A 7,336-nucleotide genomic window follows, 5' to 3' on the forward strand; every position below is an offset into this window, starting at 1 on the left:
GGCCGCGAGGAGCAGTTCGCGCTCAGCCACATCGAGAACGCGCTCACCTCCAATCCGGTCCTCGCCCCGCTGGTCGCCGCGGCCTCCGCCGTGGCCCTGCTCGCGGGCGGCGCCGTCGCCGTCGGCGGTACCGCGCTCGCCGGTGACGACACCGGTCAGGCCGCCCAGGAGGCGCCCGGCACCGCCGCCGCGGCTCCCGCCGCCTCCCCGCTGGCCCAGCACGGCGCACTGGAGGTGTGCGGCATACGCCTGTGCGGCGAGGACGGCCAGGAGGTCCAGCTGCGCGGTATGAGCAGCCACGGCACCCAGTGGTTCGAGCACTGTCTCACCGACGGTTCGCTGGACGCCCTCGCCCACGACTGGGGCGCCGACGTGCTGCGGGTGAGCACCTACGTCCAGGAGGGCGGCTACGAGACCGACCCGCAGCGGTTCACCGACCTCGCCAGCCGCGTCATCGACCAGGCCACCGCGCGCGGCATGTACGTCGTGGTGGACTGGCACCAGCTCAGCCCGGGCGACCCCAACGCCAACACCGAGCGCGCCAAGAAGTTCTTCACCGACATCACCGACCGCCACGGCGACCAGGACAACATCCTGTACGAGATCGCCAACGAGCCCAACGGCGTGAGCTGGTCGTCGATCAAGAGCTACGCCGAGGAGGTCATCCCGGTGGTCCGCGCCGGCGACCCGGACGCGGTGGTGCTGGTCGGCACCCGCGCCTGGTCGTCCTTCGGCCTCTCCGAGGGCGCGAACGAGCAGGAGATCGTCAACAACCCGGTCGACGCCGACAACATCATGTACGTCTTCCACTTCTACGCCGCCTCGCACGGCGACTTCTACCTCGACGCCCTGGACCGGGCCTCCGACCGGCTGCCGGTCTTCGTCACCGAGTTCGGCACCCAGGACTACGCCGGCGAGGGCGCCAACGACTTCACCATGTCGCAGCGCTACCTGGACCTGATGGCCGAGAAGAACATCAGCTGGATCAACTGGAACTTCTCCGACGACTGGCGCTCGGGCGCCGTCTTCAACGTGGGCGTCTGCGCGGCCGGCGGCCGTGGGCGCCGCCGGCGGGCGCGGCGGGTTCCGGCGTCTGCGCGGGGGTGGGGTGCGCGGAGCGCGACATGCGGTTCTCCTTCGTGAACGGCGCCCCGAACGGGCACCGGTCGTGGGGGGTGCGGAGGGAGTTGATCCGAAACCTAGGACCACCTCCCGGCATGTCAAGATCCTGCGGCGGGTTCCGGACGGATCACCCGCCCCACCCGACCCGTCCACCACGGCGTCCACCACGCGCCCCGGGCGGGTCCCGCGCGCCGCGTGCGCCTGGCCGTCGCCTTGCGGTCCGCGACCTCGCACCGCGGCCGACCTGGACCGACGGGGGGGGCGAGACGCCGCGCGGGCGACGACGCGGGCCGCGGAGCGAGCGGTCGCGTGCTGCCCCCCGGGGGCACCGCGGTGGCGAGGCGGGGGTGCCCGCGGACGTCAGAGGGCGATGCTCTTGTACTCGATGTACTGGCCGAGTCCGACGGCCCCGAACTCGCGGCCGATGCCGCTGGCCTTGAAACCTCCGAAGGGACCGTCGAAGGCGGGCGTCGCGCCGTTGACAAGCATCATCCCGGTGCGGACACGGCGGGCGATCCCGACGGCGCGTTCGTGGTCGGCGGACCAGACCCCGCCGCCCAGGCCGAAGTCGGAGTCGTCGGCGATGCGCACGGCGTCCTCGTCGTCCGCGAACGGAATGACGACCAGGACCGGGCCGAAGATCTCCTCCCGGGCGACGCGCAGGGAACTGTCGACGTCGGCGAACAGCGTGGGCGTGACGTAGCAGCCGCCCTCCAGACCCCGGGGGACCTCCGGTCCACCGGTCACCAGACGGGCCCCTTCCGCGATGCCGAGCTCGATGTAGGAGCGCACGCGCTCCTGGTGGTCGGGCCGGACCATCGGGCCGATGAACGTCTCCGGCCGGGCCGGATCGCCCACGACCAGCGACTCCACCATGGCCCGGACCGCCTGGACGATCTCCTCGTAGCGGCTGCGCGGCGCCAGGATGCGTGTGTGGGCCTGGCAGTTCTGCGCGTTGTTGCCCAGCGAGTGGTGCATCAGTCCGCGGGCGACCGCGGCGGGGTCCGCGTCGTCCAGGACGATCGCGGCGGACTTGCCGCCCAGTTCGAGGCTGACCCGCTTCAGTTGCGCCCCCGCCGTGGCAGCGATGCTGCGACCGGCGGCGGTGGAGCCCGTGAAGGCGACCTTGTCGACCCCGGGATGGGCGACGAGGTACTCACTCGTGGCGCGCCCCGCCGGCAGCACGGAGACGACGCCGTCGGGGAATCCCGCGTCGGCGACGACCTCGGCGAGCGCGAGGGCGTCGACCGCCGTCTCCGGGGACGCCTTGAGGACGACGGTGCAGCCGGCCAGCAGCGCGGGCACCATCTTCACCAGGGCCGACTGGTGGGGTGCGTTCCAGGGGATGATCGCGGCGACCACGCCCACGGCCTCCCGGCGCAGCAACGTCCCGGAGGGCAGCTCCTCCTCCCACGCCAGGTCGGCAGCGGCGCGCAGGTACGCGGCGGTCTGCTCGGGCAGCGCGTGCACGTTCAGGCCCGTGGTGAACGTCAGGGGAGATCCGTTCTCCGCTGTGATCAGGGCGGCGAACTCGGCGGCGCGGGCGTTGTACAGCTCCTGGAAGCGCGCCACCGTCCGCCGCCGTTCCTCAGGAGCGGTGCGCGGCCACGGCCCCTGGTCGAACGCCGTCCGGGCGGCAGCGACGGCGTGGTCCACGTCCTCGGGGGTGGCGTGCGGCACCGTCCCGACGAGGGACCGGTCGTGCGGGGAACGGACCTCGATGACCTCGGAGCCGGCGGAGTCCGCCCAACGGCCGCCGATGAAGAGCTGGTTGTACGACCTCATGGTGCGTCTCGCTTTCCGTGGCACGGGATGCCGTGGGGAGGCAGGGGTCGACCGGGAGATGAAAGACCGCCGGTCTGATACGAGTCCCACACTAAGGGACCGCCGGTCTCATGGCAAAGGACCGGAGGTCTGTAAACTGCTCGCATGACGGATTTCCAGCGCGCACGCACAGCGGAACAGCGCGCGATCCGGCGCCGGATGATCCTGGACACGGCAGCCGCGATGCTCGACGAGGCGCCGGTGAGCGCCGTCAGCCTCAACGAGCTGAGTCGCCGGGTCGGGCTGGCCAAGTCCAACGTCCTGCGCTACTTCGAATCACGCGAGGCAGTCCTGCTGGAGCTGCTCGACCGCGCCTGGCAGCAGTGGCTGTCCGACCTGCCGAGCCTGCTGGCCGCCGGTGTCGACCCGCAGGCGACGGCGGCCGACCGCGGCGAGCAGTTCGCCGCGGTCCTCACCGCCTCCCTGGCCGAGCGCCGCATGCTCTGCGACCTGCTGAGCGCCCAGGCAGGCGTCCTGGAGCACAACGTCTCCCCGGAGGTCGCGGCCCGCTACAAGAGAGCCGCCCTCACCGGCGCCGGGAGGCTCGCGGACCTCATCCGCGCCCACCTGCCCGAACTGGGAGAGCGGTCCCACGAGGTGGCCGCGTTCACCCTGCTGACCGTCGGCGCCGTGTGGACCCACGCCCGCCCGTCACCGGCGATGCTCGCCGCCTACGACGCGGACCCCTCGCTCGCCGCGATGAGGATGGAGTTCGAGAACACCGTGCGCCGCATGCTCGCGACCCTCGTCGCGGGAGCGCTGACCCGCACCTCGCCCTGACGGCCCCTGCCCCCGGGGGGCGAAGCGGAGCCGGGGGGGCGCCGCCCGGGCGGCGGCCCCCGGCCGTCAGATCGGTACCTCCCACACCACGGTGGTGCCGCGACCATGGGGGCCGGGGCCGAAGTCGACGGTCCCGCCCAGGCTGCGCGCCCGCTGGCCGATGTTGCGCAGGCCGGAACGGCGCTCCTCCCCCTCGGGGAGCCCGACGCCGTCGTCGGCGACCGTCAGCCGGACCGCGTCGCCCCCGTCGGGACGGACGGCGGTGGCGTCCACCGAGACCTCGACCCGGCCCGCGCCGGAGTGCCGGGCGGCGTTGGAGAGCGCCTCGCGGAGGGCCGCGATGAGGTTCTTCGCGGCGGCCTCCCCGACCCGGTTGTCGACCGGGCCGTTGAAGGTGACCGAGGGCTGGAAGCCGAGAGTCAGCGCGACCGTTCCGGTCTCCCGCAGCACCCGGGTGCGCAGCCCGGAGGGCGCCTCCTCCGGCCCCTGCTGGAGGGCGAAGATCGCGGTCCGGATCTCCTGGATGGTGGCGTCCAGTTCGTCGACCGCCTTGCCGATGCGGCTGTGGACGTCGGCCAGTTGCGCGGCGCGCTGGGCGGTGTCGAGGAGCATGCCGGTGGCGAACAGCCGTTGGATGACCAGGTCGTGGAGGTCGCGGGCGATGCGGTCGCGGTCCTCGTAGACGGCGAGCTGCTGGCGGTCGTCCCGCGCCTCGCTCAGCATCAGTGCCACCGCGGCCTGCTGGGCGAACTGGTTGGCCATCGCCCGTTCGGCGATGGAGAACTGGCGGGCGCCGCGCGCTCGCGGGAGCGCCAGCGCGCCGAGGGCGCGGCCGTTGTTGGCCAGCGGCAGCACCATGCTGGGGCCGAAGCGGGCGGAGCTGGCGTCGTTGATCCGGGGGTCGGTGGCGACGTCCTCGAAGAACACCGGTTCACCCGCGAGCAGTTGGCCGAGCAGGGCACTGCCGGGCGGGATCTGGGTCCCCATCAGCCCGGTGGTGTCGTCGGCGCAGGCAGCGACCACCTCCATCCCGCCGCCGCTGCTGGGCACCAGCACCATCGCGGCGTCGGAGTCGGCCAGCCGGCGAGCCTGTTCGGCCACGACGGCGAGGGCGTCGTCCACGTCCCCCGAGAGCAGTGAGGTGGACAGCTCCGCCGTGCCGTCCATCCACCGGGCACGCTCCCGGACCGCCTCGTAGAGCCGTGCGTTGCCGATGGCGATGCCCGCCTCGGTGGCGAGGATCTGCACCAGCTGGAGGTCCTCGCGGGTGAAGGCGCCCTCCCGGGTGTCCGCCAGGTAGAGGGCGCCGTAGCCGGCGTCGTGGACGCGGACCGGGACGCCCAGCAGCGAGTGCAGCGGGGGATGGTCGGGCGGGAAGCCGGAGAACCGCGGGTCGCGGGTCAGGTCGGTGAGCAGCAGCGGGGTGCGGGACTCCAGCAGCGACCGGATCAGGCCGCGCGACCCGGGCAGCCGGCTGATCAGCCCCCGGACCTCGTCGCTGACCCCGCGGGTGACGAACTCGCCCACGCCGCCCTCGTCGTCGACGGCGGCCAGCGCCGCGAACGGCGCGCCGGTGAGGTCGGCGGCGGCGGCCACGACGCGGTCGAGCAGCATGGGGAGCTCGACGTCGCCACCGATCGCGACCATGGCGTCGAGCAGCAGGGGAAGCCGCTGCGCCAGGTCGGTCGAGCCGCCGTTTCGCGATGAGCCCTCAGCCGCCATAGTGCGAGCCTAGGCGATTGGCCCGTTTTGTGACGGCTGAGCGGCGCATGCGGTGGGCCGCCCCGCCGGGCACCGCCGGGCACCGCACGCGCTACACCGGCGCCGGCGCGGGCACCGCCGGGGGGAGGTCGCCGGCAGCCGCGCTCAGCAGCCGCCGGAACGGCCCCGCGGCCCCCGCCAGCTCGGCGTACCCGCCGCGCTGCACGACCCGGCCGGCATCCAGGACGAGGACCTCGTCCACGGCCTCCAGTCCGGTCAGCCGGTGCGTGATCAGCACCGTGGTGCGCCCTTCGGTGGCGGCCAGCAGGTCGGCGGTGAGCGCGTCCGCCGTGGGCGCGTCGAGGTGCTCGGCGGGCTCGTCGAGCACCAGCACCGGGAAGTCGGCGAGCAGCGCCCGGGCCAGGGCCAGTCGCTGGCGCTGGCCGCCGGAGAGCCGGCCGCCCTCCTCGCCGACCGGGGTGTCCAGTTCCTCCGGGAGCGCGCGGGCCCAGTCCCCGAGCCGGGCACGGTCCAGCGCGCCCCACAGCCGGTCGTCACCGGCGTCCGGCGCCGCGAGCCGCAGGTTCTCCCGCAGGGTGCTGTCGAAGACGTGCGCGTCCTGGGCGCAGAGCCCGACCATGCGGCGGACGTCGTCGCCGTCGAGCGTGGTGGCGTCCGTGCCGGCGAGGGTGTACCGGCCGGCGGCGGGGTCGAGCAGCCGGAGCAGCGTCAGCGCGAGGGTGGTCTTGCCGGCGCCGGAGGCGCCCACCACCGCGACGCGTCGGCCGGCCGTCAGCTCCAGGTCCACCCCCCGCAGCGCCGGGCGGTCGGCGCCGGGGTGGGTGGCGGTCAGCCCGGTCAGCCGGAGCGGGAGCGGACCGGACGGCGGCTGGGCGGGCGCAGCGGGCTCCACCACCGGTTCCGGTGCCTGGAGCACCTCCCGCAGCCGGTCGGCGGCGCGCGCGGCCCGCTGCCGGTGGCGGACCGCCTGCGGCAGCCCCGCCACCGCCTCGAACGCCGCGAGCGGCAGCAGCACCACGGTGGCCAGCCACACCCCGGTGAGCGCGCCGTCGTGGACGGCCGCGACGCCCAGCCAGGCGGTGGCGGTGACCGTCAGCCCGGTGATCCAGGTGATCAGCCCGGCGGTGAGCGCGTTGCCCGCGGCGGAGCGCGCGGCGAGCGCTGTCAGTTCCCGGTCGGCGTCGGCGGTGGCGGCGAGCCGTCCCGGCAGGGCGCCGGCGACGGACAGCTCGGCGGTCCCGGTCAGCACGTCCACGGTGCGGGTGGCGAGCCGTCCGCGGGCGGGGGCGAGCCGCTGCTCGGTGCGGCGCGCCACCCGCGCGGTCATCGCCGGGACCGCGACCCCCGCCGCGAGCAGCCCGACCGCGAGCGCGACGCCCGCGGCGGGCAGCAGCCAGAGGGTGAAGGCGACGGCCAGCGCGGAGGCGAGGCCCGCGGCGGTGGCGGGGAGCAGCCACCGGAGGTAGTGGTCCTGCTGGGCGTCGACGTCGCCGACGACCCGGGCCAGCAGGTCGCCCCGGCGCACCCGCCGCAGCCCGGCGGGGGCGAGCCGCTCCAGCCGCCGGTAGACGGCGACCCGCAGGTCGGCGAGGAGGCGGAGCACCGCGTCGTGGGAGAGCAGCCGCTCGCAGTAGCGGAAGACCGCCCGGCCGATGCCGAAGGCGCGGGTCGCGGTCACCGCCATCATCAGGTAGAGCAGTGGCGGTTGCTCGGAAGCGCGGGAGATCAGCCAGCCGGAGACCGCCATCAGCCCGGTCGCGGAGGCGAGTGCGAGGGCACCGAGCACGGTGGCCCAGCCGAGCCGCGCGCTCCACCCGGCCCGCTCTGCGGCGCCGGGCTCGGCGGGATCGGCGGGATCGGCGGCGAGCAGCGCGGCGGGGCCGCGGGC

5 protein-coding genes are annotated in these 7,336 nt (G+C 74.7%); 2 read left to right on the forward strand and 3 right to left on the reverse strand.

Annotated elements, in window-relative coordinates; all coding sequences use genetic code 11:
• Positions 1-69: 69 nt before the first annotated feature.
• Complete coding sequence (locus tag HCN52_RS19585; protein ID WP_209314754.1) at positions 70-1,143, forward strand: glycoside hydrolase family 5 protein; 1,074 nt, start codon at positions 70-72, stop codon at positions 1,141-1,143.
• A gap of 339 nt (positions 1,144-1,482) precedes the next feature.
• On the opposite strand, the gene HCN52_RS19590 is transcribed toward HCN52_RS19585, so the two are convergent.
• Complete coding sequence (locus HCN52_RS19590; protein WP_168089765.1) at positions 1,483-2,907, reverse strand: aldehyde dehydrogenase; 1,425 nt, start codon at positions 2,905-2,907, stop codon at positions 1,483-1,485.
• Positions 2,908-3,051: 144 nt separating this feature from the next.
• On the opposite strand from HCN52_RS19590, the gene HCN52_RS19595 reads away from it, so the two are divergent.
• Complete coding sequence (locus tag HCN52_RS19595) at positions 3,052-3,726, forward strand: TetR/AcrR family transcriptional regulator (protein WP_168089766.1); 675 nt, start codon at positions 3,052-3,054, stop codon at positions 3,724-3,726.
• A gap of 66 nt (positions 3,727-3,792) precedes the next feature.
• Here HCN52_RS19595 and HCN52_RS19600 read toward each other — a convergent pair whose 3' ends face one another.
• Entirely contained in the window at positions 3,793-5,448 is a 1,656-nt protein-coding gene (locus HCN52_RS19600) for a sensor histidine kinase (protein WP_168089767.1), read from the reverse strand.
• Positions 5,449-5,539: 91 nt separating this feature from the next.
• On the reverse strand, positions 5,540-7,336 hold a 1,797-nt coding region (gene cydC / locus HCN52_RS19605; RefSeq protein ID WP_168089768.1), incomplete at its 5' end, for a thiol reductant ABC exporter subunit CydC.

It is taken from the genome of Streptomyces bohaiensis, from assembly GCF_012033785.1.
Classification (GTDB): Bacteria; Actinomycetota; Actinomycetes; order Streptomycetales; family Streptomycetaceae; genus Streptomyces; species Streptomyces bohaiensis.

What these genes read in the sequence shown, in the direction of transcription:
- HCN52_RS19600 (WP_168089767.1), bottom strand. Translation starts at nt 5,448, where the DNA reads ATGGCGGCTGAGGGCTCATCGCGAAACGGCGGCTCGACCGACCTGGCG.
- HCN52_RS19590 (WP_168089765.1), bottom strand. Translation starts at nt 2,907, where the DNA reads ATGAGGTCGTACAACCAGCTCTTCATCGGCGGCCGTTGGGCGGACTCC.
- HCN52_RS19595 (WP_168089766.1), top strand. Translation starts at nt 3,052, where the DNA reads ATGACGGATTTCCAGCGCGCACGCACAGCGGAACAGCGCGCGATCCGG.